Genomic DNA, 22,565 nt, shown 5'->3' with positions numbered 1-22,565 from the left:
GGGTGTGCTCGTCCGGCGGGGGCAGGAAGCTGCCCCCGCGGGCACGGTCTCGAGGAGCGGGCGGGCGCCCGCCGGGGTCAGCCGACCGGGACGAGCTCCGACCGGAGGGCGGACAGGAAGGCGTCGACGTCCTCCGGCGTGGTGTCGAAGCTGCACACCCAGCGGACCTCGCCCTTGGCGGCGTCCCAGTCGTAGAACCGGAACCGCTGACGCAGGCGGTCCGCGAGGCCGGCGGGCAGGGTGGCGAAGACGGAGTTCACGTGGGTCTCCTGCGTGAAGGCGACGCCCGGCATCGACCCGTCGGCGATGCCCGCCTCGATGCCGTCGCGGAGGCGCCGGGCCATCGCGTTCGCGTGGCCCGCGTTGCGCAGGTACAGGTCGCCGTCCAGGAGCGCGAGCAGCTGGGCCGAGACGAACCGCATCTTCGAGGCCAGCTGCATCTGGTTCTTCCGCAGGTAGACCAATCCCTGGGACGCCGCCTCGTTCAGGACCACCAAGGCCTCGGCGCCGAGGGCCCCGTTTTTGGTGCCGCCGAAGGCGAGCACGTCGACGCCGACGTCGGTGGTGAAGGCGCGCAGGGGCAGCCCCAGGGCGGCCGCCGCGTTCGAGAGCCGGGCCCCGTCCAGGTAGACGGACATGCCATGGGCGTGCGCGTAGTGCGTGATCGCCCGGATCTCGTCCGGGGTGTACAGGGTGCCGAGCTCGGTGGACTGGGTGAGGTAGACGACGAGCGGCTGGGCGCGGTGCTCGTCCCCCCACCCCCAGGCCTCCGCGGCCATCAGCTCGGGCGTGAGCTTGCCGTCCCCCGTGGGGACGGGAAGGAGCTTGATGCCGGCGGACTTCTCGGGCGCGCCGCCCTCGTCGACATGGATGTGCGCGGTGTCCGCGCAGATCACCGCGCCCCAGCGCGGGAGCATCGACTGCAGTCCGACGACGTTGGCGCCGGTGCCGTTGAACATCGGCCACACCGAGGCGCCCTCGCCGAAGTGCTGCACGATCACGTCCTGCAGCCGTGCCGTGTACTCGTCCTCGCCGTAGGCGATCTGGTGGCCGCCGTTGGCCTCGACCAGGGCGTCCAGCACCTCCGGGTGGACCCCGGAGTAGTTGTCCGAGGCGAATCCCCTCAGCTCGGCGTCGTGGGACCTCTTCATGTGGTGCCTCATCCTTTCTCCTGGAGCTCGATCGTCGAGTCGTTCAGTTCCGGGGCCTCGGCGGCCCAGAGCCCGGCGTAGGCATCCGCGAGCCGGTCCTCCAGGCCGGCCAGGGCCTTCACCCGGAAGATCACGGCCGCAGCGCGCAGCGGTTCGCCGCTCTCGCGGGCGGCCTTCGCATAGCCCTGCGCCACCGCCCGGGTCCACGCCTCGCTCGCGGCCTTCACGGCGGCGTAGTTGGCGCCGCCGGCCAGCGGACGGGTCACCGCGGTCGAGGACACGATCGCCAGCCGGCCGGCCGGCGAGGTCCGCAGGTCGTCGTCGAAGGCGCGGCTCAGGTGGCGCAGCGCGGAGAAGGAGGTCTCCAGCACGCGGTAGTCCTCCTCCGTCTGCCCGGCGAGCCCACCCCCGCCGCGCCAGCCGCCGACGAGGTGGAGGAGCCCGTCGATCGACCAGCCGCGGTCGTGCAGCCGGCGGGCGAGGTCGTCCACGGCGCGCTCGTCCGCGAGGTCCACCGTCTCCGTGTGCGCCCCCAGCGCGGCGAGGGGAGCGAGCTTCTCCGCGCTGCGCCCCGTGGCGATGACGCGGGCACCGGCCGAGGTCAGGGCACGCGCCGCCGCCAGACCGGACGCACTGGTGGCGCCCGCGATCAGCACGGTGCGGCCGGTCAGATCGGTCATCGCTCAGGCGTCCGTGGCGCGGATGCCGGTCGTCGACGCGATGACGCTCTTCATCTTCTTGTCGAGCGCCTCGAAGAACATCGACAGCGGGAACTCGTCGTCCAGCACCAGGTCCGTGTAGCCTCGCGGCGGCCCGGCCAGCACCTCCCGGGGGAGCCCTTCCGCCCACACCGAGGCGGGATTCGGGGCGACGACGGAGGCGATGAGCTCGTACGCCTTCATCCAGTGCACCGTCTTCGGCCGGTCGATCGACTCCCAGTACAGCTGGTCGATCGCCTCGCCGAGCTCGACGACCGCGTCGGCGACCCGGTCCCAGTCGAAGCTGAGCTCGACGTCACGCCACTGCAGGACGTGCTTCCGGTGGAGCCAGGCGAACAGCAGCTGCCCGCCCAGCCCGTCGTAGTTGCGCACCCGCGAGCCGGTGATGGCGAAACGGAAGATCCGGTCGAAGATCACCGCGTACTGCACGAGCTTCCCGTGCCGACAGGTCTGCTCCTCGATCTCGGTGAGTTCTTCACCGGCGGCTCTGCGCGCCGTGAGCGCACGCTCGATCGTGACCGACTCTCGGAACGCCGTCAGGTCGCAGCGCAGCTCCTCCAGGGAGTACAGGAAGAACGGCATCCGCTGCTTGATCATGAAGGGGTCGAACGGCAGGTCGCCGCGCATGTGCGTGCGGTCGTGGATGATGTCCCACATCACGAAGGTCTTCTCGGCGAGGTCCTGGTCGGCCAGCAGCGCCGCCGCGTCCTCGGGCAGGTCCAGCTTCGTGATGCCGGCGGCCGCGGTGACCACGCGGCGGTAGCGTGCCGCCTCACGGTCCTGGAAGATGGCGCCCCAGGTGAACGTCGGGATCTCCCGCACGGCGACCGTCTCGGGGAACAGGACCGCGGAATTGGAGTCGTAGCCCGGGGTGAAGTCGATGAGCCGCAGGGACACGAACAGCTTGTTGCCGTAGTGCCCGGCCTCGAGCTCGGCGATGAACTCCGGCCAGATCGCCTCGACGATCAGGGCCTCGACGTGCCGGTTCGCCGAGCCGTTCTGGGTGTACATGGGGAACACGACGAGGTGCCGGATGCCGTCGACGCGGTGCTGCTGCGGCTGGAACTCGACGAGGGAGTCGAGGAAGTCCGGCTCCCCGAAGCCGCCGTCCGCCCAGCGCGCGAAGTCGCGGGGCAGGGCCGCCAGGTACGCCGCGTCGTGCGGGAACAGCGGGGAGAGCTCGGCGATCGACTCCACGATCACCTCGACGTGCGCGCGCGCCGTCGGGTGGTCAGCGAGCTCGGGGATCGACCCGTCCTTGACCTGCAGGGCCTGCAGAGCGGTGGCCGCCGACCTGAGCCGGAGCCAGGCCGGGCTCGACTCCACGGTGCGGGCATCCTCCACGACCTCAGGTTCGCCGATGATGGCCTGCACCGCCTGCAGAGACGTGGACATTGAAACCCTCCTGTCGTAGATCAGCGGAAATTTTCCGGTGATGACGATCACACACAGGAACATTCACATGTGCTCGCGGGGCTGTCAACCCCTACGGCGGGATCAACTGGTAGCGTTCGGCCCATGGACGACCCCATGGACGTGCGACTGGCCACCGAGGTGTCCCACGACCCGCGCGCCACCCTCGCCCAGCTGTCCGAGCGGGTCGGCCTCTCGGTCTCGGCCGTGCAGGCGCGCCTGCGCAAGCTCGAGAGCAGCGGGGTGATCGTCGGGTACCAGGCGATCCTCGACCCCGAGGCCATCGGCAAGCCGCTCGCGGCCTTCATCGAGATCACGCCGCTCGATCCCCGTCAGCCCGACAACGCCCCCGAGCTCCTGCAGCCGATCACGGCGATCGAGGCCTGCCACTCGGTGGCGGGGGACTCCGCCTACATGCTGTTCGTCCGGGTGGCGTCGCCGAAGGCGCTCGAGGCCCTCGTCAACGAGGTGCGCCACGTGGCCTCCGTCAACACCCGCACCACGGTGGTGCTGCAGAGCTTCTACGAGCACCGGCCGATGCTCCCCGCCGAGGGCTGAGGTAGATCCCGGCGGGACGCCGCGGAACGGCCACGGCGGCCGCGGGGCCCCCGTCGTCGGGCGGTTGTCCCCAAAAGTGGGATCATGACATAACGCATCTATTTGCAATGGCAATGCCAGGATGAGGGGGCGCCCACCACGGTGCGTCCCCCCCTCCCCCCCTCCTGGAGGCCCCCGATGTTCCTCGGACTGTTGTCCCGCGCCCGCACTCTTGACACCGGTTCCTCCGCCGTCGGTGGCCCGCTCCGGGCTGCCGCGGCCTCGGTGGTCGTGGCGGGCCTGGTCCTCGTCGGTGGCGCGATGCCCGCCGAGGCGGCGACCACCTACAGCGCCCCGCTGCGCACCGCGGTGAAGTCCCTGCCCGTGGCCGCGGAGAACAACGTCGGCTACGACCGGTACCAGCAGTTCGGCGACTGGAACGACGCCAACCGTGACTGCCAGAACACCCGCGCCGAGGTGCTGCAGAACGAGTCCAGGGCGAGCATCAGCTTCACCACCAGCAAGCGGTGCACTGTCAAGGGTGGGCGCTGGATCACCACCTGGGACGGGAGGGCGCACACCTCGGCCACCACCGTGCAGATCGACCACACCGTGCCCGTCCACGAGGCCTGGGGCTCCGGGGCCCGGCACTGGACGAAGGCCAGGCGCGTGGCGTTCTACAACGACCTGGGCGACCACCGCGCGCTCAGCGCCCAGACCTCCGCCCTGAACTCGGCCAAGCAGGCCCGCGGCCCCGAGGCGTGGATGCCGCCGAGGAACCGCTGCGGCTACGTGGGGGAGTGGGTCGCGGTGAAGATCCGCTGGGGTCTCAAGGTCGACAGCGCCGAGAAGGCTGCCCTGACCCGGATCGCCGCCTCCTGCCCCGATGTCGCTCTCACGGTCAGGAAGGCCTGATCGGCGGGCGGATCACCGGACGAGCGCGTCGTGGGCGTCTCCTCGCGGTGTGCAGCGGGGCGTCCGGAACGCGGCGCCGTGCGGGGCTCAGCCCGTGGTGAGCAGGACCTTGATGGCCCGGCGCTCGTCCATGGCCCGGTAGCCCTCGGCGGCCTCCTCCAAGGGCAGGGTGAGGTCGAAGACCTTGCCGGGGTCGATCTCCCGGTCCCAGATCAACCGGATGAGCTCCGGCAGGAACCGGCGCACCGGAGCGGGCCCGCCGTGCAGGTGCACGCCGGAGAGGAACAGCTCCTGGCCGGGCAGCGAGACGTCGTGGGACACGCCCACGTAGCCGACGTGGCCGCCGGGACGGGTGGAGCGGATCGCCTGCATCATCGACTCCTGGGTGCCCACGGCCTCGATGACCGAGTGCGCCCCGAGCCCATCGGTGAGCTCCTTGATCCGCGCCACGCCCTCGTCGCCGCGCTCCTCCACGATGTCGGTGGCGCCGAACTCGCGGGCCAGAGCCTGCTGGTCGTCTCCGCGGACGATCCCGGCCGAGAGCTGTCACGGTGACCAGAGGGAGTTCCTCCTCGTCCGTCCCGCTCAGAGCGCCTGCAGCAGCACGAGCACGGCGCCCAGCGTGGAGGCGCCGAGGCCCACCCGCCGGACGACGCGCCGGTCGATCCGGGCGTTCACCGCTCCGGACGCCGCGAAGCCGAGGACCATGGCCGGCAGGAGGACGGCGGCGAAGAGGAGGGTCCGGCGGTCGATCGATCCCACCGCGGTCAGCGCCGTGAGGGACAGCAGCGTGCCGAACAGGAAGAACGCGCTCATGGTGCCGCGCATCCGGGCGCGCGAGGACCCGTGCCACACGAGCGCCATGGGCGGACCGCCGATGGACGTGGCCGTGCCCAGGAGGCCGGAGGCGGCCCCGGCGGCGGCGACGGTCGCGGGCCGCGGCCTCGGCCGCCAGCCGCACACGCTGAGCAGCACGGCGAGCAGCACGGTGCCCGCCAGGACGAGGGCCAGGGTCCGGGCGGGCAGGGCGGCCACCAGCAAGGCTCCCGCCACCGTGCCGGGGACCTGCCCCATCACGGCCCAGCCCGCGTCCTTGACGTCCACGGCGGCGCGGTCCCGCAGCACGCCGAGCACGGTGAGCCCGGCGGCCACCAGGACGATGGAACCGGGCAGCAGAGTGGGATCGAACAGGGCGATCACGGGGGCGGCGAGCAGCCCCAGGCCGAAGCCGATCGCGCCCTGGAGGCAGGACGCCACGCCCACCACGAGCGCGACGACGGCGAGCTCCATGCCGGTCACGAAGCACCTCCCGGTCGCGAAAGAGGAATGGGTGCATTGTTCCACCCCCGGGGACACCCGGAGGTCCCGCGCCGGTGCGAAGATGATCCGCATGAACTGGAGTCCGCGTGCCCTGGCCCGCTCGATCGACCGGCCGGAGTCACGCCGACTGCCCCGGCGGCTCGTGCAGCTCTACGCCGGCCTGGTGCTCTACGGCATCACCATGGGGATGCTCGTGCGCGCGGAGCTCGGTGTCATCCCGTGGGACGTGCTGCACCAGGGGCTCTCCCGGCAGCTCGGCGTGAGCATGGGCACGGTCGTCATCGTGGTCAGCGTGCTGCTGCTGCTCCTGTGGATCCCGCTGCGGGAGCGGCCCGGACTCGGCACCCTCAGCAACGCGGTGGTGGTCGGGCTGGTGCTCGACGCGACCCTGGCGGTGCTGCCCCCGGTCGAGTCGATGCCGCTGCGGGTGCTGCTCGTGCTCGCCGGCGTGCTCCTCAACGCCGTGGCGACCGCCGCCTACATCGGCGTGCACCTGGGGCCCGGTCCGCGCGACGGGCTGATGACCGGTCTGGTGCGGCGCACCGGGGGATCGGTGCGCGTGGTGCGCACCTCGATCGAGGTGGCCGTGGTGCTCGCCGGGTGGCTGCTCGGGGGCACCGTGGGCCTGGGCACGGTGCTCTACGCACTGGCCATCGGACCGCTGGTCCAGGTCCTGATGCCCCGGCTGAGCGTCCGGCTCCACCGCTGACGCCACGGCCCGAACTCGCGGCTTACGGCTCCTGACGGAGCGTCGCTCGGGTGCCCCCGCACGGAACTCGACGCCGGAGGGCTTCACCGCCCCGGATTCAGGAGCCCACAATCCTGGACCCGTCGGGCTCCGTGCGGCGGACGGGCGCGTGCGTCCGACACGTTCTGTGCTGCCCGGTCAGGCTGCGGAGAGGAACGCCCGAAGGTGTTCCACCAGGAAGGCGTGGTCCTCCCGCTGGGGGAGCCCCGACACCCCGACGGTGCCGACGACGAGCCCGGACTCGCGCAGCCTGATGGGGAACACCCCGCCGTGGGCCGCGTAGCGGTCCGAGGGCAGACGTGAGTCCTCCTCGAAGTTTCGTCCGCGGGTCCTGAACTGCTCGCCCACTCCCATGGAGCTGCGCTCGTAGTGCGTGACGACGGCGGCCTTGCGCTCGAGCCAGGCGTCGTTGTCCGGGGTGGCTCCGGGCAGTGCCGTGTGGAAGACCCGCTGCGCCCCCAGGGTGATGCCGATGACCACGGGCAGGCCCTGTTCGAGCGCGGCACTGCGCAGGGCGTTGCCCAGACGCCAGGCGGCCTCCCGGTCGAAAGCGCTGAACTGCAGATCGTGCTCGTCGGCCTGGATCTGTTCGTAGTAGCTGCGGTCGTGTGTCATTCAAGCCTCGCTCGAAACGGTCCAGAGGTTGAGCCCGCATCGAGGGCGTGCTCCTCGATGCGGGACAGCTCCTCGGTGGTGAAGTCCGGGCCCTGCAGCCTCCGGACGGTGTCGTCCAGTTGTTCCGGTCGGCTCGCGCCGACCAGCACGGATGAGATCCTGCTGCCTGTCAGGACCCAGGCTACGGCCATCTGCGCCATCGACGGTCCCGGCTCCGCGCCGATGCGGGTCAGCGCCCGGACGTGGTCGAGGTTCTCCTCTGACAGCATCCCGTCCTTGAGCGTCTTGCCCTGGGTGGCCCAGGACCTGGCGGGTACACCGATGAGGTGCTCATGGCCGGTGCAACCATCGTCCTGGTCGCGGCACCGGGTGGGTGCATCCCTCGCCGCGTACCTCTCCGTGACCCTGTTCGGGGCAGCCTGCACCGCATGGTGCGGTGTTCTCATCCGCTGGGCCGCGCGCATGGTTCCCGACCGAGCCTCCGAAGGCCCCGCCGCACTGTCCATCGCGATCGGGATCGAACGAAGCAGCGGCGGATCGCTCGTGGTGTTCCCCGGTGTCGCTGTCCGACCGTCCCCGAAGGCCGTGAGCCCAGGTGGTCTGTCTCCTGGACTCTGCTCACCACAGCGCGCGGATGTCGTCGGCGACAACTTGTAGGTCGTTCCCGAGCTGATGCCCGCCCGAGGTCGTGCGCGTGATCGCTCGCGGAATCCTGGCCGCATAGAGGTCGCGGTGGGCGAAGGGAACGGTCTTGTCATCCTCGCTCGCGTACAACAGCACCCGGGCGTCGGCCGGCAGGAGTCGGCCTACATCGTCCGGCAAGTCGAATCCGTCGAAGGTCCAGGCCGGATCGCCGCCGGGGAACGGGGGCGCGATGATGCAGATGGCGGCGATCGACGTCGTGACGTGCTGCATCGCCAGGAACTTGAGCAGCAGATACCCGCCCACCGAATGCCCGACGAGCACGACGGGAGCTGATGCCCGGGCGATCGCCTCGGCGATCGCTTGAAGCCAGGGCCAGTCTTCGGGGTCGTTCTCCGGCGAACGGGGGAAGTCGATTGAGAAGTCGTTGCCGAGGTGGCGAGCAAGACTGCCGGCAAGCTCGGCGTCCTCGGCATAGGCGCCTGTCCCGGCACCGTGGAAGAAGACGACATCAGCGCTCACGACAGGCTGCCTTTCCACCGAGGGCGGCTTGGGCCGTCGAAGCGGCTTCGAGCAACAGATGCGGATCGGGGTGGCCGTCCCACGGCAGGAAGGTCGCCGTGGTCAGCCCCTCGGCCGTCGTGCCCGTCATGGTGCGGGGAGCGGGATCACGGTGCGGTACTTGCCGCCGGTGCTCTGCTGCGGCGGCTCCGGGGCGCGTTCGACGGCGACGTGGCCCAGCCCCAGGTCGCCGAGCAGGCCGGTGACCCCGCTCAGCACGGCGGCCCACACCTGATCGGAGTCCGCGCCGGCCGCCGGGAGCAGCCGGACCTGCAGACCGGTGGGAGCGGTCTGGACGACCTGGAACAACTCCACCCCGGCAGCGCTGTCGATGACGGACTCCAGGGCCAGTGGCGGCACCGCGATCCGGCCGCGCCCGTCGTCGTCGTCGGGAAAGGTGAGCACCTCCGAGGCACGGCCCTGCACGCGCAGGGCCGGTGCCGGGTTCCCGCAGGCGCACGGCCCCGGCTTCAGCAGGACACGGTCGCCGACGTCGTAGCGGATGATCGGCTGGACCCGGTTGGCCAGGTTCGTCAGCAGCACCGTGTGCGAGACGGTCCCGGACGGCACGGGCCGGTGCTCGGCGTCGACCGGTTCGAGGATCACCCAGTCCTCGACCAGGTGCAGCCAGCCCTGGGCGCAGCTGGAGGCGGTGTAGCCGGACTCGGTGCACCCGTAGACCTCCCGCACGGGCGCCCCGAAGGCCTGCTCGAGGCGGGTGCGCTCGCCCGGGGGCAGGCCCTCGGCGGTGCTGAGCACCAGCACCGGGCGCAGGTGCAGCCGGCCGGCCTCCTGCTCGGAGGCCAGCAGGCGCAGCACGCTGGCGTAGGCCCCGAGCATGAGCGGGTCGCAGGCGTTGAGCTCGGCCACCAGCTCGGGCAGCGGCCGGTGGATCGAGAGGATCCTGAGCCGGCGGTGGCGCCGCGGTCGCTCCCGCATCTCCCGGGTGCTGGTGGCCACGGCCAGGAAGTGCCCCCCGGTGGCGACGACCGCGGCGAACCGGCCCCCGCGCACCACGAGCCGCACCGTCTCCCACCCGGACAACCATCCCGTGGACAGCCGGGCCATCAGCCCCGAGGTCACCGCCCGGTACCGGTCGTCGAGCACGAAGACGCCCCGGGTGCCGGTGGTGCCGGCGGTGGTGGCCACCAGGTACTTCCCGGCGAACCGCTCCCCGATCCGGGCCGGGTCCGCCACGAACTCCTGGAGCGCCTCCAGGGTCACGGTGGGGTCCGTGACCACCTCGTCGAAGTGGGCCATCAGCTGCCGCTTGTCCGTCACCGGCAGCGCGGTGACGTCCTCGATCCCCTCGGGCAGCCCCCGGTACAGCCGCCGGTAGTAGGCGGAGTGCTCCCGGGCGAAGGCCACGAGCTCGGCCAGCCGCTCCCGCTGCCGCTGCCGGATCGCCTCCGGGCCCTTCCGGTGGGCGCGGTGGGCGTCCCACCACACCCAGGTCGCGCTGGTCCCCCGGGCGCTCGCCGTCCTCCGCCGTGTCCCCATGGCACGACTCTAGGAACCCGGCGCCGGGGCTGACAGAGCCGCTGCTCAGGTGACAGACCATGTTCCGGTCGGAGAGCGGGTTTGCCTGATGAGAATGAATATCATTACTATGTGCATCTGTTGAGGTGGAGCAGGCCAAAGGAGAAGCATGCGCGGTGCGACCGGAGTGGACGTGCGGGACCTCGAGGTCTCCGCGGCCGGGCGGCCGCTGCTGCGGGGGGTGGCCCTCCAGGTGCCGCCCGGTCGCCGGGTGGCCCTGCTCGGCGCCTCGGGATCGGGGAAGTCCCTGACGGTGCTGGCCCTGCTGGGTCTGCTGGGGCGGCAGTTCGACGTGCAGGGCACGCTGCGGGTCGCCGGCCGTGAGCTGCCCTGGCGCCAGTCACCAGGACGTCGCCCGGGCATGGCTGCGGTCTTCCAGGACTCCCAGGCCGCGCTGAATCCCGTGGTGCGCCTGGACCGGCAGCTCCTGCCCGCCGTGGCGCGGAGACGCCGGCTCGGGACGGCGGACGCCGGCCGGGTCGTGGCGGAACTGCTCCGCGAGGTCGGTTTCGAGGACCCTGAGCGGATCCTGCGCGCCCATCCCTCCCAGCTCTCGGGCGGGCAGCGGCAGCGGGTGTGCCTGGCGCTCGCCGTGGCCGCGGCTCCGGACCTGCTGGTGGCCGACGAGCCGACCACGGCCCTGGACATGATCAGCCGGCGCCAGGTGGTCGAGGCCCTGCGCCGGTGCACCGGCGCGGGCCGAGGCGGGCTGCTGTTCGTCACCCACGACCTGGCGGCCGCCGCCGACCTGTGCGACGACGTCGTCGTCCTGGAACGGGGACGGGTGGTCGAGGCCGGCCCGATCCAGCAGGTGGTCGGATCGCCGCAGGCGCCCTTCACCGCGGCCCTGGTCGAGGCCGCCCGCGCCGGTCTCCGGCCCACCGCGGCCCCGCTGGGCGCGGCCGCCCTGGGCGTGGCGTCGTGAGCCGGCCGGCGGAATCCGCCACCACGCTGCACGGCATCGGGCTCACCAGGACCTACGGCACGCGCTCCGGCGCCGTGGCCGCGGTGCGGGGGATCGACCTCGCGGTGCGCGAGGGGGAGGCCCTGGGGCTGGTGGGCCCCTCCGGCTCGGGCAAGTCCACGCTGCTGTCCCTGCTGCTGGGCATGGAGCGCCCGGACCGGGGCGAGGTCCGCTTCGACGGCGCGCCCCTCACCGGCCGGCAGCGGATCCGGCGGGCCCGGCAGGCTGTGCAGTACGTCCCGCAGGACCCGGCCTCCAGCCTGGACCCGCGGCGCACCGTCGAGCGCCAGTTGCGGGAACCGCTGCGCCGCTTCCGCATCCCCGGCGACCACGCCCGCCTGGTCCGGGTCGCCCTGGAGCAGGTGGGGCTCGGCGCCGACCACCTGGGCCGGCGCGCCCACGAGCTCTCCGGCGGCCAGGCCCAGCGCGTGGCGATCGCCCGGGCGCTGGTGACCCGGCCCCGGATCCTCCTGGCCGACGAGGCGGTCAGCGGGCTCGACCTGCCGCTGCGCCACCAGGTGCTGGACCTGCTGAAGGAGCAGCACGTCCGGGAAGGCCTCGGGCTGCTGTTCGTCTCCCACGACCTCACCGCCGTCCGTCACCTGTGCAACCGGGCGCTGGTGCTCGACCACGGGCAGGTGGTGGAGGAGGGCCCCACCGACCGGCTCCTCGAGACGCCCCACCACCCGACGACGCAGGAGCTGGTGGATGCTGTCCCGCGTTTGGCCGCATGAGCCCCGCACCCTGCCGGAGCGGCTGCCGCCTGTCACCGCCCGGTCCCCATGGCGGGCGGGCACCCTCTGGATCCCGCTGACCCCGCTCTCCGCCGCCGCCCTCCCGCGGGTTCCGCCCGCTCCCCGAGACCCCGATCCCACCGTCCACGTCACCTCCCCTCGATCACCCCACCGAAAGGGCCTCCTGATGCCCCCTCGCCCCGCCGCCCCCCGCCTCACCCCTCGCCGGACCGGTCTCGGCCTCGCCGCGGTCTCCCTCCTGCTGCTCACCGGCTGCTTCGCCGAGAGCTCCGGCACCGCCTCCGCCGAGGGGACCGGCGGCACGACCGACGCCCGGATCCGGGCGGCCATGATGCAGCCGCCCCGTTCGGCGCTGTCCCCGTTCAGCGACGACGCCTTCAAGCTCTCCCGCTGGTCGACCGGAGAGACCCTGGTCCGTCTGGACGAGGCCGGGGACGCGCAGCCGATGCTGGCCACCGAGTGGGAGCAGCTCGACGAGACCACCTGGTCCTTCACGATCCGGGACGGGGTGACCTTCCACGACGGCACCGAGCTCACCGCGCAGAACGCCGCCGATTCCCTGGCCCGGGCCGTGGCTGCCGAGCCGGCCCCGCGCATCCTCGACGGGGTGGAGATGGAGGTGATGGCCGAGGGCGACACCGTGCGGGTCAGCACCGCCGAGGTCGACCCGCTGGTCCCGCAGCGGCTGTCCAGCCCGCAGCTGTCGATCCTGGCCCCGGCCGCCTACGAGGGGACCACGGTGACCCCGGTGGGCCACGGCACGGGCCCGTTCGAGCTCACCTCCCTGGACGGCACCTCTGGGGCCACCCTGGAGCGCTACGAGGACTACTGGGGCGGGGCGGCCGCCGCCGCCGGCATCGACGTGTCCTTCGTGCCCGACGGCACCGCCCGGGCCGCCGCGCTGCGCGCCGGGGAGGCCGACGTCGTCGAGTCCGTCCCGGTCGGACAGGCCGCCCAGGTCGACGAGGACCTGCTGACGGAGGTGCCGATGCCGCGCACCAACACGCTCTACCTCAACACCGAGGACGGCCCGTTCACCGACCCCGTCCTCCGCGCGGCCGCCCGCGAGGCCCTCGACCCGCAGAGCCTCGTGGACGGGGTCTACGAGGGCCGGGCCGACACGGCCGCCGGCCTGCTCGGGCCCGCGCTTCCCTACGCCGCGGCCGGTCGTGACACCGACGAATACCGGCAGGCCCTGGAAGGCCGGGCGGCGGCCGGTGATCCCGCGGGGCAGAAGATCACCATCGGCACCTTCACCGACCGGGCCGAGCTGCCCGAGGTCGCCGTGCAGGTCCAGCAGCAGCTGGAGTCCGCCGGCTTCGAGGTGGAGCTCGACGTCCGTGAGTACCAGTACATCGAGGCCGACGCCCTCGAGGGCGACTTCGACGCCTTCATCCTCTCCCGGGCCACGGTGCTGGACTCCGGGGACCCGGTGGCCTACATGGTCAGCGACTTCGGCTGCGACGGCTCGTTCAACCTCTCCCAGTTCTGCTCCGGGACCGTCGACGACGCCCTGACCGCGGCGGAGCAGGCCACTCCCGGCGAGGAGCGCCGTCAGGCGATCCTGGCCGCCGAAGCAGCGATCCTGGCCGAGGACGCCGCGATCCCGATGCTCCACGAGCGCGTCATCCAGGGCGAGCAGAGCGGCGTGGAGGGAGCCGCCCGCGATCCGCGCGAGCGCGAGCTCATCACGGCCGAGACCACCGCAGCCGAGTGAGGGGACGGGCAGGGGTGGCGGCCCTGATCTCGCGGGCCCTGGCGTTCACCACCGTGGTCGTGCTCATCGGGGCGCTGCCGTGGCTGTCCGGCAACAGCCCGGAGTACACGGTGCTGCGCGCCCGCTACGCCGACCGGCCGGCCACCCCCGAGGTGCTGGCCCAGGTCCGCGCCGAGCTCGGTCTGGACCGCGGGCCGGTGGCGGTCCTCGCCGACTGGGCGTCCGGAGTGCTCGCCGGGGACTTCGGCACCTCCTGGATCAGCGGACGCCCGGTCCTGCCCGGTGTCCTGGACGCCCTGGGGGTCTCCCTGACCCTGATGGGCGCGGCCCTGGCCGTCGCCCTGGTCGTGGCAGCCCTGGTCTGCGTCCCCACCGTCCTGAACGGGCTCGCCGGGCGTCCCTCCCGGGGGGCGGGTGCGGCGGCCGCCGCGCTGACCGCGCTGCCGGAGTTCTTGCTGGCGGCCGTGCTGCTGATCGTGGTGGCGGTGTGGTGGGGCTGGCTGCCGCCCTACGGGTGGCGCGGTCCCGAGCACGTGGTGCTGCCGGCCCTGGCCCTCGGCCTGCCCGCCGGCGGGCTGATCGGCCGCCTGCTCACCACCGCGCTCGCCGGAGCGTTCACCGAGCGCTGGGTGCACACCTGGGCCGTGGCCGGGCACCCCCGCGCCCGGATTGCCGCGGCCGCCCTGCACCGGGCCCTGCCCGGAGTGGTCGGGCAGCTCGCCCTGGTCGTCGTCGGGCTCACCGGCGGTGCCGTGCCGGTCGAGGAGGTCTTCGCGATCCCCGGTCTGGGCCGGACCCTGCTCGGCGCCGCCTCGTCCCAGGACATCCCCGTGCTGCAGGCCGGGGTGCTCCTGCTGCTCGTCCTCGCCGCGCTGTGCGGAGCCCTGGCCGCCCTGGTCCGCCGAACGCTGCTCGGGCCCGCCGCCCGCTCCGGCGACCTGCCCGTCCCCGGCCCTGCGCCGGGGCGGCGCCGGGCGTGGTGGACGGTGCCGGCCGTCTCGGGGGCCCTGCTGCTGGGATCGATCGTCGCCGGGCTGCTCCGGGATCCCTACACCTCCGCCCACGCCCGGCTCGAGGCACCGTCCTGGGCACTGCCGCTCGGGGCCGACGCGTCGGGCCGCGACGTGCTGGCGCGCGTGGGCCACGGCGCGCTGGACACCCTGGGCCTGGCCCTGGTCGTGGTCGCCGCGTGCCTGGTGATCGGGCTGGTCGCCGGGATGACGGGGGCGTGGTCCACCGGCCCGGTGGAGGTCACGAACGCGGCGCCCCCGATCATCGCCGGCATCCTCGTGGTCGCGGTGGCCGGACCGTCGGCGGCCGGGGCCGCCCTGGCCGTCACGCTGGTGAGCTGGGCGCCCCTGGCCGCGCACACCGCGGCCCTGGCCGCGGAGATCTCGGCCCGCCCCTACGTGCGGGTGCTGCCTCTGCTGGGGGTCGGCCGCGGCCGCGTCCTGGCCGGGACCGTCCTGCCCGCCCTGCTGCCGGAGGTGGCCCGGCACGCGATCCTGCGCCTGCCCGGCACCGCCCTGGCCATCGCCGCGCTCGGCTTCCTGGGACTGGGGCAGCAGCCACCGGCCCCGGAGTGGGGGCTGCTGCTGGCCGAGGGCATCGGCTACGTCGAACGGGCGCCGTGGACCGTGCTCGGTCCCGCCGGGGCCCTGGTGCTCGCCTCCGTCCTGGCCGTCTCCCTCTCCAGTGCCGACGGAGCGCGACGGACGTCCCGTCCCGGGGCGGGGCCTGCCGCCACGGTTCCCGTGCCCATCCCCGGGTCGGGGCTCGTGGGGGCTGCCGCGCCGGGGGCCACGACGTCGAATTGACCATCGTTCTCACATTCTTGAGAATGGATCTCATGAAACCTCGATCCACTCCGCCGGTGACGGCCCCCGCGGACCGCTCGGCGATCCGCACAGAGGGCCTCACCGTGGTCCTCGGCGCCGCTCCGGTGCTGCGGGGGGTGGACCTCACCGTGGCCGACGGCGAGGCCGTGGCCCTCATGGGCGGCAACGGCTCCGGGAAGTCGACCCTCATCAAATCCCTGCTCGGCATCGTGCCCATCGCCTCCGGCGAAGCCCGGCTGTTCGGCGCCGACGTCACCGGCGCGCGCCGGGCCGTGCCGTGGTCGCGCATCGGGTACGTCCCCCAGCGCGTCGGCGTGGGCGCCGGGGTGCCAGCCACCGCCCTGGAGGTCGTCGCCTCGGGGCTGACGGGACACCGGCGCCTGCGCCCGGGCGCCGGTGGCGGGCGCGCGTGCCTCGACGCCCTGGAGCAGGTCGGCCTGGCCGACCGGGCGCGCGAGAGCGTGGCGATCTTCTCCGGCGGCCAGCAGCAGCGGGTGCTGATCGCCCGGGCACTGGTGCGTCGGCCCCGGCTGCTGCTGCTGGACGAGCCCCTGTCGGGAGTGGACCAGGTCTCCAAGGAGGCCATGGCCCGCATCCTGGCGCAGCTGCAGGCCGACGGCACCACGCTGCTGGTCGTGCTCCACGAGCTGGGCGAGCTGGCCCCCCTGCTGGACCGCGCCGTGGTGCTGCGCCAGGGGCGCATCGTCCATGACGGCAGCCCCCCGCTGCCGGCCCCGGGGCACGACGCCCCCGACCACGAGCACCTGCACCCCCACGGGGACGCGCCCTCCGCCGTTCCGACCGCCCCCGATCTCCACGGAAAGCCGCAGTGACCATGATCGAGACCCTCGCCGCCATGCTGGCCAGCCCGCTGATGCAGCGCGGTCTGCTGATCGCCGCCCTGGTGGGGATCTCCGCGCCCGTGATCGGCACCTACCTCGTCCAGCGGCGCCTGGCCCTGCTCGGTGACGGCATCGGCCACGTGGCCCTGACCGGCGTGGCCATGGGCTGGCTGGCCGGCTCGGCGGCCGGACTCACCCCGCACGACGCGCTGGCCGTGCCCGGGGCGGTGGTCGCGGCCGTCATCGGCGCGGTGCTCATCGAGGTGATGCGCACCAAGGGGCGCACCAGCGGCGACGTCGCGCTGGCCCTGCTGTTCTACGGCGGCATCGCCGGCGGCGTGCTGCTGATCGGGCTGGCCGGCGGCACATCGGCGAACCTCACCGGCTACCTCTTCGGCTCCATCGCCACCGTCACCCCCCTGGACGTCTGGCTCACCGCCGGGCTGGCCGCGGTGGTCCTCGGCCTCGGGCTCGGACTGCGCCCGGCTCTCTTCTCCCTGTGCCACGACGAGGAGTTCGCCCTCGCCACCGGGCTGCCGGTCCGGGCCCTGAACATCCTGGTGGCCGTCATGGCCGCCCTGACCGTGTCCGTGTCGATGCGCGTGGTCGGCGTCCTCCTGGTCTCGGCCGTGATGATCGTCCCGGTGGCCGTGGCCCAGCTGGTCACCCGCTCCTTCGCCGGGACCATGGGCACGGCCATGGCCGTCGGGGCCGGGGTCTGCGTGACCGGCCTGTCCATCACCTACTTCCACCCGCTGTCCCCGGGGGCGACGATCGTGATGCTGGCCATCGCCTGCTACGTGCTGGCCCTGATCGTCCGGCCCCTCCTGGGGCGCACCCGCCGCCACGGCGGACCGCACGGCGCGGATCGCCTCCACGACATCGAGGACGACCTCCAGCTGCGAGGAGCATGACCATGTCCCGGACCACCCGGCAGCGCTCCGCCCTCACCGAGCTGCTCGAGCGGACCCCCGAGTTCCGCTCCGCCCAGCAGCTCCACGCCATGCTGGGGGAGCAGGGGGAGCCCGTCTCCCTCGCCACCGTCTACCGGAACCTCAACACCCTGGCCGAGACCGGAGAGGTCGACGCCCTCGCCGCCCCGGGAGGGGAGACGCGGTACCGCCGCTGCCGGCGCACCGAGCACCACCACCACCTGGTGTGCCGCCACTGCGGGCACACCGTGGAGGTCGCCGAGACCCAGGTCGAGCGGTGGGCCACCCAGACCGCCCGCCGGCACGGGTTCACGGAGGTCTCCCACGCCATCGAGCTCCACGGGACCTGCGACGCGTGTCGGCGCGCCCCCTGACAGCCCGCCCACCCTGGGAGTCCGCACCCCCGGGATTTTTGACAATGATTCTCAGGTTGACTGAGAATTGTTCTCATGACCCTGTCTCGTGCTCTCACCGTTCCGCTGTCCCTGGCCGCCGCGCTCGCCCTGGCCTCCTGTGCCTCCGGCTCGGCCGACCCCTCGGCGGCCGGGGAGGGATCGGGTGAAGCACTGAGCGTGCAGGCCTCCTTCTACCCGTTGCAGTACGTCGCCGAGCGCGTCGGCGGGGATCTCGTGGAGGTGGAGTCGCTGACCCCGGCCGGGGCCGAGCCGCACGACCTGGAGCTGTCCCCGGCCGCCGTCGACGGACTGCGCACCGCGGACGCCGTCGTGTACCTCTCCGGGTTCCAGCCGGCGGTCGACGACGCGGTGGCCCAGGCGGCCCCCGAGCACGCCCTCGACGCGGTGCACGCCGGGGTGGAGGGCGAGCAGGCCCACTCCGCCGAGGAGCACGGGTCCGCGGAGGAGTCCCACGCCGAAGAAGCCCACGGCGACGCGCCCCCGGCCGGGGAGCAGCAGGCCGGAGGCGCCTCCGGTGACGACGGGCACGGCCACGGCGGGGAGGATCCGCACTTCTGGCTGGACCCGGGCCGGCTCGCCGCGGTGGCCACGGAGGTCGCCCACGAGCTGGCCGAGGTCGACCCGGACAACGCCGCGGCCTACGAGTCCAACGCCGAGCAGCTGACCACGGAACTGGCCGCCCTGGACGAGGAGTTCACCGAGGGGCTGGCCACCTGCGAGCGGAAGACCATCGTGGTCTCCCACGACGCCTACGGGTATCTGGCGGACAAGTACGACCTCGAGCAGGTGTCCATCGCCGGGCTCGACCCCGACACCGAGCCCTCCCCGGCCCGGCTGGCCGAGATCGGCGAGGTCGTCGAGGCCGAGGGCGTCACCACGGTGTTCTCGGAGTCCCTGGTCAACCCGAAGGTCGCCGAGACCCTGGCGGCCGAGCACGGCATCGAGACCGCGGTGCTGGATCCGGTGGAGGGCCAGACCGACGAGAACGCCGACTACCAGCAGGTCATGCGCAACAACCTGGAGGTGCTGCGCACCGCGCTGGACTGCGCGTGAGGCGGTGAAGCCGCCTCCTCGGGTCCTCAGGACGCACCGTCCGGGTGGTCCGGAGGGGCGCGCCCCTGCGCCGGGACGGGAGTCCGGTGACAGGGCGGGTGGGCGCCACCGCCGGGCTGGGCCGGCCCCGGCCGTGCCGACTGTGGTCGCCGCGACCGGGGCCGGTGTCGTGACGGTCTCCTGGTCGCAACAGCCACCGCGCACCGGCCGGGTGGGGGAGGATGGGAGGCGTGGACACCACGACTGAGACCACCGCGGGGCTCACCGCCCTGCGTCACGAGGTGGCCCCGGAGCACCCGGCGGTCGCGACCGCGACGCGGCGGATGCCGGCCGAGCCCGCCCGCCTGCACCTGCTGCGGTCGCTCACCCACGGAGCGCGCAGCGTCCCCCGGGCCACCGGCGCGCCCCGCACGGTCCTGCGCGGGCGCCGCTGACGAAGGAGCCGACATGTCCTCACTCCCCACGGGCCGCGTCCTGGTGGTCGACGACGAGGTCGATCTGGCCCAGCTGGTCGCGGGCTATCTGCGCAAGGCGGGACTCGAGGTCGCGGTGCGCCACGACGGCACCGAGGCGGTGGCCGTGGTCCGGGAGTTCGCCCCGGACGTGCTGGTGCTGGACCTGGGACTGCCCGGGACCGACGGGCTCGAGGTGTGCCGCCAGGTGCGGACCTTCTCGGACTGCCACGTGCTGATGCTCACCGCCCGCGACGACGAGGTCGACAAGATCGTGGGCCTGTCGGTGGGCGCGGACGACTACGTGACCAAGCCGTTCAGCCCGCGCGAGCTCGTGGCCCGGGTCCAGGCCATGCTGCGCCGGGCCCGCACCCGCCCCGCGCCCACACCGGCACCGGCGGGACAGGAGCTGGTGATCGGGGACCTGGTGGTGGACGAGGCCGCCCGGGAGGTGCGTCTGGGCGGGGAACCGGTGCTGCTGACCCGGATCGAGTTCGATCTGCTGGCGGCCCTGGCGGCCCACCCGCACCTGGTGCTCTCGCGCCGGCAGCTGGTGGAGATGGTCTGGGACACCGCCTGGACCGGGGACGCGCACCTGGTGGACGTGCACGTCGGGCGGATCCGCAAGAAGCTCGGCGACGAGGCCGCCAGCTCGAAGTTCATCCACACCGTCCGCGGGGTCGGCTACCGGATGGGCACCGGGCGATGAGCACTGCCGTGACCGGCCGCACCCGGGCCTGGCGGCCGCTGACCGTGCGCCTCATGCTGGCCCAGACCGCGGTGCTGGCCGTGGGTCTGCTCATCGTCGTCGTGACCGCGGTGCTGATCGGGCCGAACATGTTCTACGAGGAGCTCATCGACGTCGGTCACGCCGACGAGGCCGAGGGGCTGGTGCATCTGGAGGACGCCTTCCGCTGGGTGAGCCTCACGGCCCTGGCCATCGGCGTGCTCCCGGCCCTCGGCATCGCCGGGCTGCTCAGCTTCTACCTCTACCGCACCATCGGGCGGTCCCTGGCCTCCTTCGGCACCGCAGCCGGAGAAGTGGCCGCGGGCAACTACGACGTGCGCGTCACCTCCGCCGAGCTGGGGCCGGAGTTCGATGCCCTGGCCGGCTCCTTCAACGACATGGCGGCCAAGCTCAGTGCGGTGGACGCCACCCGGCGCCAGATGCTCGCTGATCTGGCGCACGAGATGCGCACCCCGCTGGCCAGCCTGAAAGGTCACCTGGAGGGCATCGAGGACGGGGTGGTCGCCCTCGACGAGCACACCACCGGGATCCTCCACGCCCAGATCACCCGCCTGGAGCGCCTGGCCCGCGACATCCGCCAGCTCACCGCCGCCGAAGAAGGCATGATCCGGCCGCAGCTCACCCCCCAGAACCCCCAGCACCTGGCGGCCCAGGCGGTCGCGGCGATCGAACCCGACGCCGCAGGCAAGGGCGTGTCGATCACCGCGCTGAGCCCCGGCACGGAGGTCGGCCCGGTGCCGCTGGACCCGGAGCGGATGGGCCAGGTGCTGAGCAACCTGCTGGAGAACGCCCTGCGTCACACCCCGTCCGGGGGCACCATCGTCCTGCGCACCGACCACACCCCGGAGGCGGTCACCTTCACCGTCACCGACTCCGGGGAGGGCATCAGCGCGGAGAGCCTTCCGCACGTCTTCGAGCGCTTCTACCGCGCGAACACCGGCCGGGAGGCCCACCGCGGCGGCTCCGGGCTGGGGCTGGCGATCAGCAAGGCCCTGGTCGAGGCCCAGGGCGGGACCCTGGAGGCCGCCAGTGCCGGCCCCGGGCACGGGGCCAGCTTCCGGATCCACCTGCCCCGCCCCCGGCCCACCGCTCGAGGCGCGGGGGGCGCCGAGCCAGGAGGCCCGGGGAACGGCGACGTCTGAGGACGACGACGGGCCGTGCCCGCCACCACGGCTGTTGCGCATGGCGGCGGGCACGGCCGGTGGGGTGCGGCGTCGGCTACCCGCGCGAGGACCCGGAGGCCCCGGGGGTTCCGTCGAGCACGAGCCGGCGGGTGCCCTTCACGCTGAGCCCGATGACCCGCTCGACCGGGCCCTGGCCGAGGGCCCGGTGCCAGGCCACCGCGAACAGTGCCGCGACCACCAGGTGGATGACGTACCACAGGTAGGGCTGGTCGTCGTGGACCTCGAAGGACAGGGCCACCAGGTGGGCGGTGTAGAGGGTCAAGGTCATCGCGCCCATCGCCGCCAGCGGCAGCAACCAGGCCTCGGCCTTGCGGGCGATCAGCAGGAGGGTTCCGAGCACGGCCAGGCCCACGCCCAGGCTCGCCGCGATCGCCAGCGGGGTGTTGGTGTGCGGAGTGGCGATCGCCAGCCACCACACCGTCTCGGGGGGCAGGGAGTCCGGACCCCACAGAAGGGCCTCTGCCAGCTCCTCCTCCCCCATCGAGGAGGCGACCAGCAACCGCTGGTAGCCGCCGAAGGCGTGGAGCAGGAAGACGGAGGCAGCCCGGGCGAAGATCGCCACCGCGACGCCGACGACGAGCAGCCGGAGCCGGACCTCCTGCTGGCGCAGGTTCAACCGGCCCAGCCCCATCCCGACCAGCAGATAGGTCATGTACGGCAGCGCCGGGTAAGTGCCGGTCAGCAGCAGTTGGGAGATCGTCCCTGCCGGCTCGCTCACCACGTCGGCGAACGTGGGGTTGGAGGAGTTCCACTCGGGGAGCACCTCTGTCAGGCCCTGCATCAGCAGCGGCCCCACGAGCCAGAAGACCGCAGCGCAGCCGAAGAGCACTTGCGGGCCTGCGTGCAGGAACGGGTTCGCCAGCAGGAAGAACAGCCCGTAGTAGATCAGGATGTTGTCCGACGGGGCGTCTGCGGGCATCAGTGCCCCGATGCACAGCCCCACGACCGCGATCAGCGCCGCCCGCACTGCCAGACCGATCCGGTCGGCGGTCATCGTCGCGCCGCCGTGCGGGTGGCGCCCGCCGGAGGTCAGCGACAGCCCGACCCCGGCCAGCAGGGCGAACAGCGCCGCCGAATCCCCCGAGAAGATCAGGTGCGACCAGGTCGGTTCGTCCGTCGCATCGTCGTGGTCGGGCAGGACGTGCACCGATATCAGCCCGATCAGTGCCAGTCCCCGGGCCGCGTCGATGCCCACCAACCGTCGCGTCGGTCGTATCAGTCCACCGTCAGGTCCCGCTGGATCGGTCGTCGCCGCCCGTGACATCGTGCTCATGACTCCCCCTGCTCGTGCCGGCCCGCTCCGGGCCGGTCGACGTGTGCGGCCCGCGGGGTCCGTCCACGGCCCCGGACGTCCGGAGCCGATCTCCCTTCAGGGTGTCCGGCACGCTTGGCGCAGACCTCGCGGGATCCTCAAGATTCCGTCAGGACTTCGACGGATCCCGTCGTGAACCTTCCCCTCCACGGCTCCCATCTACGGTTTCCCTCCACGGCGGGACGGGCGGCG

23 protein-coding genes and 1 pseudogene are annotated in these 22,565 nt (G+C 73.0%); 14 read left to right on the top strand and 10 right to left on the bottom strand.

What is annotated here, in order from left to right; genetic code table 11:
* Positions 1-77: 77 nt before the first annotated feature.
* From ACYVM4_RS07015 to ACYVM4_RS07005, 3 genes are read right to left on the bottom strand one after another with little or no spacing between them, the layout of a single operon-like run.
* The gene (locus ACYVM4_RS07015) at positions 78-1,151 is read right to left on the bottom strand and encodes a threonine aldolase family protein (RefSeq protein ID WP_460668070.1); all 1,074 of its coding nucleotides are present in this window, start codon (positions 1,149-1,151) and stop codon (positions 78-80) included.
* Between the two features lie 8 nt (positions 1,152-1,159).
* Positions 1,160-1,831, bottom strand: coding sequence for an SDR family NAD(P)-dependent oxidoreductase (locus tag ACYVM4_RS07010; RefSeq protein ID WP_460668069.1), 672 nt, complete (start codon positions 1,829-1,831; stop codon positions 1,160-1,162).
* A gap of 3 nt (positions 1,832-1,834) precedes the next feature.
* Positions 1,835-3,265, bottom strand: a complete 1,431-nt coding sequence (locus ACYVM4_RS07005; RefSeq protein WP_460668068.1) for a DUF6421 family protein — start codon at positions 3,263-3,265, stop codon at positions 1,835-1,837.
* A 123-nt stretch (positions 3,266-3,388) separates the two neighbouring features.
* On the opposite strand from ACYVM4_RS07005, the gene ACYVM4_RS07000 reads away from it, so the two are divergent.
* A complete protein-coding gene (locus ACYVM4_RS07000; RefSeq protein ID WP_460668067.1) occupies positions 3,389-3,841 on the top strand; it encodes an Lrp/AsnC family transcriptional regulator in 453 nt (150 codons plus the stop codon).
* A 177-nt stretch (positions 3,842-4,018) separates the two neighbouring features.
* Positions 4,019-4,735, top strand: coding sequence for an HNH endonuclease family protein (locus ACYVM4_RS06995; protein ID WP_460668066.1), 717 nt, complete (start codon positions 4,019-4,021; stop codon positions 4,733-4,735).
* An 87-nt stretch (positions 4,736-4,822) separates the two neighbouring features.
* Here the strand turns inward: ACYVM4_RS06995 and ACYVM4_RS06990 are convergent.
* Both ACYVM4_RS06990 and ACYVM4_RS06985 read right to left on the bottom strand, forming a co-directional pair.
* Positions 4,823-5,260 (bottom strand): annotated as a pseudogene (locus ACYVM4_RS06990) (zinc-binding dehydrogenase); the annotation flags it as partial.
* A 60-nt stretch (positions 5,261-5,320) separates the two neighbouring features.
* Positions 5,321-6,025, bottom strand: coding sequence for a sulfite exporter TauE/SafE family protein (locus tag ACYVM4_RS06985; RefSeq protein WP_368822007.1), 705 nt, complete (start codon positions 6,023-6,025; stop codon positions 5,321-5,323).
* A gap of 91 nt (positions 6,026-6,116) precedes the next feature.
* On the opposite strand from ACYVM4_RS06985, the gene yczE reads away from it, so the two are divergent.
* Positions 6,117-6,764, top strand: a complete 648-nt coding sequence (gene yczE / locus ACYVM4_RS06980) for a membrane protein YczE (RefSeq protein WP_460668180.1) — start codon at positions 6,117-6,119, stop codon at positions 6,762-6,764.
* Between the two features lie 177 nt (positions 6,765-6,941).
* Here the strand turns inward: yczE and ACYVM4_RS06975 are convergent, their stop codons facing one another.
* From ACYVM4_RS06975 to ACYVM4_RS06960, 4 genes are all read right to left on the bottom strand, one after another.
* Entirely contained in the window at positions 6,942-7,418 is a 477-nt protein-coding gene (locus ACYVM4_RS06975) for a heme-degrading domain-containing protein (protein WP_460668065.1), read from the bottom strand.
* Positions 7,415-7,882 carry an aldo/keto reductase gene (locus ACYVM4_RS06970; RefSeq protein ID WP_460668064.1) on the bottom strand — a complete coding sequence of 156 codons (468 nt, stop codon included), beginning with the start codon at positions 7,880-7,882 and terminating at the stop codon, positions 7,415-7,417. The genes ACYVM4_RS06975 and ACYVM4_RS06970 overlap by 4 nt, the downstream gene beginning before the upstream one ends.
* Positions 7,883-8,036: 154 nt before the next feature.
* The gene (locus ACYVM4_RS06965) at positions 8,037-8,582 is read right to left on the bottom strand and encodes an alpha/beta hydrolase (protein ID WP_460668063.1); all 546 of its coding nucleotides are present in this window, start codon (positions 8,580-8,582) and stop codon (positions 8,037-8,039) included.
* Between the two features lie 126 nt (positions 8,583-8,708).
* Complete coding sequence (locus tag ACYVM4_RS06960; RefSeq protein ID WP_460668062.1) at positions 8,709-10,121, bottom strand: phenylacetate--CoA ligase family protein; 1,413 nt, start codon at positions 10,119-10,121, stop codon at positions 8,709-8,711.
* A 148-nt stretch (positions 10,122-10,269) separates the two neighbouring features.
* Between ACYVM4_RS06960 and ACYVM4_RS06955 the strand changes: the two genes are divergently transcribed.
* The 11 genes from ACYVM4_RS06955 to ACYVM4_RS06905 all read left to right on the top strand — a co-directional run bounded on the left by ACYVM4_RS06955 (position 10,270) and on the right by ACYVM4_RS06905 (position 21,019).
* Entirely contained in the window at positions 10,270-11,085 is an 816-nt protein-coding gene (locus ACYVM4_RS06955; RefSeq protein WP_460668061.1) for an ATP-binding cassette domain-containing protein, read from the top strand.
* Positions 11,082-11,858 (top strand): ABC transporter ATP-binding protein, encoded by a 777-nt coding sequence (locus ACYVM4_RS06950; RefSeq protein WP_460668060.1) that lies wholly within the window; start codon positions 11,082-11,084, stop codon positions 11,856-11,858. Before ACYVM4_RS06955 ends, ACYVM4_RS06950 begins: the two co-directional genes overlap by 4 nt.
* 187 nt (positions 11,859-12,045) lie before the next feature.
* Entirely contained in the window at positions 12,046-13,596 is a 1,551-nt protein-coding gene (locus ACYVM4_RS06945) for an ABC transporter substrate-binding protein (RefSeq protein ID WP_460668059.1), read from the top strand.
* A gap of 14 nt (positions 13,597-13,610) precedes the next feature.
* Positions 13,611-15,413, top strand: coding sequence for an ABC transporter permease subunit (locus tag ACYVM4_RS06940; RefSeq protein ID WP_460668058.1), 1,803 nt, complete (start codon positions 13,611-13,613; stop codon positions 15,411-15,413).
* Between the two features lie 32 nt (positions 15,414-15,445).
* Positions 15,446-16,267, top strand: a complete 822-nt coding sequence (locus ACYVM4_RS06935; protein ID WP_460668057.1) for a metal ABC transporter ATP-binding protein — start codon at positions 15,446-15,448, stop codon at positions 16,265-16,267.
* 2 nt (positions 16,268-16,269) lie between these two features.
* Positions 16,270-17,190: a metal ABC transporter permease gene (locus ACYVM4_RS06930; protein ID WP_460668056.1), complete on the top strand. Its 921-nt coding sequence runs from the start codon at positions 16,270-16,272 to the stop codon at positions 17,188-17,190.
* Between the two features lie 2 nt (positions 17,191-17,192).
* Positions 17,193-17,582, top strand: a complete 390-nt coding sequence (locus tag ACYVM4_RS06925; protein ID WP_438612829.1) for a Fur family transcriptional regulator — start codon at positions 17,193-17,195, stop codon at positions 17,580-17,582.
* A gap of 75 nt (positions 17,583-17,657) precedes the next feature.
* On the top strand, positions 17,658-18,677 hold the full coding sequence (locus ACYVM4_RS06920; protein ID WP_460668055.1) for a metal ABC transporter substrate-binding protein: 1,020 nt from the start codon (positions 17,658-17,660) through the stop codon (positions 18,675-18,677).
* Positions 18,678-18,907: 230 nt separating this feature from the next.
* A complete protein-coding gene (locus tag ACYVM4_RS06915) occupies positions 18,908-19,111 on the top strand; it encodes a hypothetical protein (protein ID WP_460668054.1) in 204 nt (67 codons plus the stop codon).
* A gap of 13 nt (positions 19,112-19,124) precedes the next feature.
* The gene (locus ACYVM4_RS06910) at positions 19,125-19,838 is read left to right on the top strand and encodes a response regulator (protein ID WP_368821977.1); all 714 of its coding nucleotides are present in this window, start codon (positions 19,125-19,127) and stop codon (positions 19,836-19,838) included.
* Entirely contained in the window at positions 19,835-21,019 is a 1,185-nt protein-coding gene (locus ACYVM4_RS06905; protein ID WP_460668053.1) for a sensor histidine kinase, read from the top strand. The genes ACYVM4_RS06910 and ACYVM4_RS06905 overlap by 4 nt, the downstream gene beginning before the upstream one ends.
* 76 nt (positions 21,020-21,095) lie before the next feature.
* Here ACYVM4_RS06905 and ACYVM4_RS06900 read toward each other — a convergent pair whose 3' ends face one another.
* Positions 21,096-22,256 (bottom strand): heparan-alpha-glucosaminide N-acetyltransferase domain-containing protein, encoded by a 1,161-nt coding sequence (locus ACYVM4_RS06900; protein ID WP_460668052.1) that lies wholly within the window; start codon positions 22,254-22,256, stop codon positions 21,096-21,098.
* Positions 22,257-22,565: the final 309 nt, after the last annotated feature.

The organism is Kocuria himachalensis (genome assembly GCF_054784195.1).
This window is presented reverse-complemented; position numbering and strand designations above follow the sequence as displayed.

What these genes read in the sequence shown, in the direction of transcription:
- ACYVM4_RS07015 (WP_460668070.1), bottom strand. Translation starts at nt 1,151, where the DNA reads ATGAAGAGGTCCCACGACGCCGAGCTGAGGGGATTCGCCTCGGACAAC.
- ACYVM4_RS07010 (WP_460668069.1), bottom strand. Translation starts at nt 1,831, where the DNA reads ATGACCGATCTGACCGGCCGCACCGTGCTGATCGCGGGCGCCACCAGT.
- ACYVM4_RS07005 (WP_460668068.1), bottom strand. Translation starts at nt 3,265, where the DNA reads ATGTCCACGTCTCTGCAGGCGGTGCAGGCCATCATCGGCGAACCTGAG.
- ACYVM4_RS07000 (WP_460668067.1), top strand. Translation starts at nt 3,389, where the DNA reads ATGGACGACCCCATGGACGTGCGACTGGCCACCGAGGTGTCCCACGAC.
- ACYVM4_RS06995 (WP_460668066.1), top strand. Translation starts at nt 4,019, where the DNA reads ATGTTCCTCGGACTGTTGTCCCGCGCCCGCACTCTTGACACCGGTTCC.
- ACYVM4_RS06985 (WP_368822007.1), bottom strand. Translation starts at nt 6,025, where the DNA reads ATGGAGCTCGCCGTCGTCGCGCTCGTGGTGGGCGTGGCGTCCTGCCTC.
- yczE (WP_460668180.1), top strand. Translation starts at nt 6,117, where the DNA reads ATGATCCGCATGAACTGGAGTCCGCGTGCCCTGGCCCGCTCGATCGAC.
- ACYVM4_RS06975 (WP_460668065.1), bottom strand. Translation starts at nt 7,418, where the DNA reads ATGACACACGACCGCAGCTACTACGAACAGATCCAGGCCGACGAGCAC.
- ACYVM4_RS06970 (WP_460668064.1), bottom strand. Translation starts at nt 7,882, where the DNA reads ATGCGCGCGGCCCAGCGGATGAGAACACCGCACCATGCGGTGCAGGCT.
- ACYVM4_RS06960 (WP_460668062.1), bottom strand. Translation starts at nt 10,121, where the DNA reads ATGGGGACACGGCGGAGGACGGCGAGCGCCCGGGGGACCAGCGCGACC.
- ACYVM4_RS06955 (WP_460668061.1), top strand. Translation starts at nt 10,270, where the DNA reads ATGCGCGGTGCGACCGGAGTGGACGTGCGGGACCTCGAGGTCTCCGCG.
- ACYVM4_RS06945 (WP_460668059.1), top strand. Translation starts at nt 12,046, where the DNA reads ATGCCCCCTCGCCCCGCCGCCCCCCGCCTCACCCCTCGCCGGACCGGT.
- ACYVM4_RS06935 (WP_460668057.1), top strand. Translation starts at nt 15,446, where the DNA reads ATGAAACCTCGATCCACTCCGCCGGTGACGGCCCCCGCGGACCGCTCG.
- ACYVM4_RS06930 (WP_460668056.1), top strand. Translation starts at nt 16,270, where the DNA reads ATGATCGAGACCCTCGCCGCCATGCTGGCCAGCCCGCTGATGCAGCGC.
- ACYVM4_RS06925 (WP_438612829.1), top strand. Translation starts at nt 17,193, where the DNA reads ATGTCCCGGACCACCCGGCAGCGCTCCGCCCTCACCGAGCTGCTCGAG.
- ACYVM4_RS06920 (WP_460668055.1), top strand. Translation starts at nt 17,658, where the DNA reads ATGACCCTGTCTCGTGCTCTCACCGTTCCGCTGTCCCTGGCCGCCGCG.
- ACYVM4_RS06910 (WP_368821977.1), top strand. Translation starts at nt 19,125, where the DNA reads ATGTCCTCACTCCCCACGGGCCGCGTCCTGGTGGTCGACGACGAGGTC.
- ACYVM4_RS06905 (WP_460668053.1), top strand. Translation starts at nt 19,835, where the DNA reads ATGAGCACTGCCGTGACCGGCCGCACCCGGGCCTGGCGGCCGCTGACC.